The 2,041-nt window shown below is 53.9% G+C and carries 2 protein-coding genes; one reads left to right on the forward strand and one right to left on the reverse strand.

Annotation, left to right across the window (positions count from 1 at the left end; translation table 11 throughout):
- Positions 1-406 precede the first annotated feature (406 nt).
- Positions 407-613 carry a hypothetical protein gene (locus B9H04_RS17735; protein ID WP_248648735.1) on the forward strand — a complete coding sequence of 69 codons (207 nt, stop codon included), beginning with the start codon at positions 407-409 and terminating at the stop codon, positions 611-613.
- A 480-nt stretch (positions 614-1,093) separates the two neighbouring features.
- Here B9H04_RS17735 and B9H04_RS17745 read toward each other — a convergent pair whose 3' ends face one another.
- Positions 1,094-1,633, reverse strand: a complete 540-nt coding sequence (locus tag B9H04_RS17745) for a DUF7342 family protein (protein ID WP_248648734.1) — start codon at positions 1,631-1,633, stop codon at positions 1,094-1,096.
- Between the last annotated feature and the right edge of the window lie 408 nt (positions 1,634-2,041).

Raw genomic sequence — 2,041 nt, forward strand, 5'->3', positions numbered from 1 at the left:
TTTGAGCAACCGGCACAACTTCCCCGATGAAGCGGGAGATTTGCGTCATAGACAACCGCAGTTTCCCGCTTCAACTCCTTTGATTTAGTGGCCTACCTCGCTGCCGTATGGCGATTCAACACAGCCCTGTGATCCGAATACAACGGCGAAGACGACATCCGGATCAGCACAGACCACATCTTTGAGAGCAGAGCGTATCTGTGACTGATCAGCATTCGGTTCCATACAAGAATCCACATCGTATCATCACAAAAGAATTCCGCCAAGTCACATTCCATCACGGCACTACTGGCAGTGTGACCGGAAGCGCGTTCTCTCACCCGAACTCGTAGTCGCTGTCGGCGGCCTTAACGTACTCGTCGTTACCCGTCCGATCCGGCACGTAACACGGACCGTGATCCGCGATGTGGAAGACAGGAGCTTCGATATCGAGCCCGCTTCGACGGTGAACCAGAAGTGGGAGCCGGTCACGCATGTCGTGGATGAACGGTTCCCGCCGTACGTGGAGCGTTCCACTCGGCGGCCGGCGTTCGGTCAGCGGCGGGAGTCGGCCTTTGTAGAGATCCTGTTCAGTTATGCGGAGGAGGATGTCAATACTATTTTATGTCAGTAGCCGTTCCATTCTCCCACACTACCGCATGTATCACATCCGGCAATTGATCCAATCGTGCTTCGACGACTGCCATTGGATGCTTATCGATGTATTCTGCGCTTTCCCGAAGCGTAACGCTGTCTGATTGGTTCAGTTGGAAGTGGACTTCTCCATGTTCTGGATGGTCGTCATCTTGATGCCAGCCGAGCAGAAGACTTCGTTCGGGTTCGACCCAGCTGATCCAGTAGTAGTCAGCGTCAGTATCGAGCTCTACATCAAAGCCGATCTCAAGTCGGACACGTTTGATTGGGTTCCTAGAATCTCCAAGGAAATCTTTTGGATCCGTTTCCGCAGTGACTCGATAGGGCCCCGGCTCTCGAGGAGTTGAGACACGAAGTTGGACGGAGCTGAATACTGAATCACTTTGGAGCCGGTTCTTGATTCGCCGATGGATTCGTTTGTTATCGAGTCCGTCTCTATTGGCGAGAAAGATCATCGATATCAGGCGATCGCAGTGTGTCCGTCGCTATCGGAATCAGAGAGCTGAGTGACATCTGTGTAGAGTTGCAGTGCATGTTTCAATAGACGGGTCTCTGTCTCCAGAGTCTCCCACGTCGAAGCAGCATTCCGAATGGCACGCATTTCCGCTGTCGTGAGGTCTTCTTCAACCAGCTTGTTGCGCAGCTCGGAGGCGGTCTCGACTTCGTATTTTTCCGCTAGTGATTCGACTTGAGCGGTGTGTTCAACAAGGGTCGATTCGAGTTCATCACGAGAGTTCTCGCTAATGAGGTCAAGTACCTCCTCAATGAGGGTCTGTACTGGGTTTGGCGCATATCTTGTCTGTCCGTCGACGGTGTGTTCTTCTGCTTTATTTCCTGCCACAAGGGCCTCTAGTTCACTATCTGCTGTTCCCCACGCGACATCCGCTTCCTCTGCAATATCGGAGACTGTCGCGGGTTCATCGAGTGTCTCAACGACCATTCGAACCCGCTCACGCCCGCTATACCTGTCTTTCCACGCCTCTCTATTTGGGTTATTCATACTGGTCTTATCTATATGCGACAGACACAAATAATTGTGTGTTTCTTAGATCGCCTCTAATACCACTCCTACCCGAAGTCGTAGTCAGTGTCGCGGGCGTCGACGTACTCGTCGTTACCCGTCCGATCCGGCACGTAACACGGACCGTGATCCGCTATGTGGAAGACAGGGGCTTCGATATCCAGTCCGCTCCGGCGGCAAAGCAGAAGCGGGAGCCGGTCACGCACGTCTCGGACGAGCGGTTCTCGCCGCGCGTTGAGCGTTCCACTCGGAGGCCGGCGTTTAGCAGAATACAGGCGGTAAGCCCCCTTCCTCAAGGAGCGACCAGCGGGAGCGAGTAGGGAGGGGATACACCGCCGTCATCACGTCTCAAACACGTTCGTACTCGCTGCCTAACCACCTCACCGA

This window comes from Halorubrum ezzemoulense DSM 17463 (assembly GCF_002114285.1).
Lineage (GTDB): Archaea > Halobacteriota > Halobacteria > Halobacteriales > Haloferacaceae > Halorubrum > Halorubrum ezzemoulense.

Coding starts and splice junctions, on each gene's coding strand:
- B9H04_RS17745 (WP_248648734.1), bottom strand. CDS start 1,633: ATGAATAACCCAAATAGAGAGGCGTGGAAAGACAGGTATAGCGGGCGT.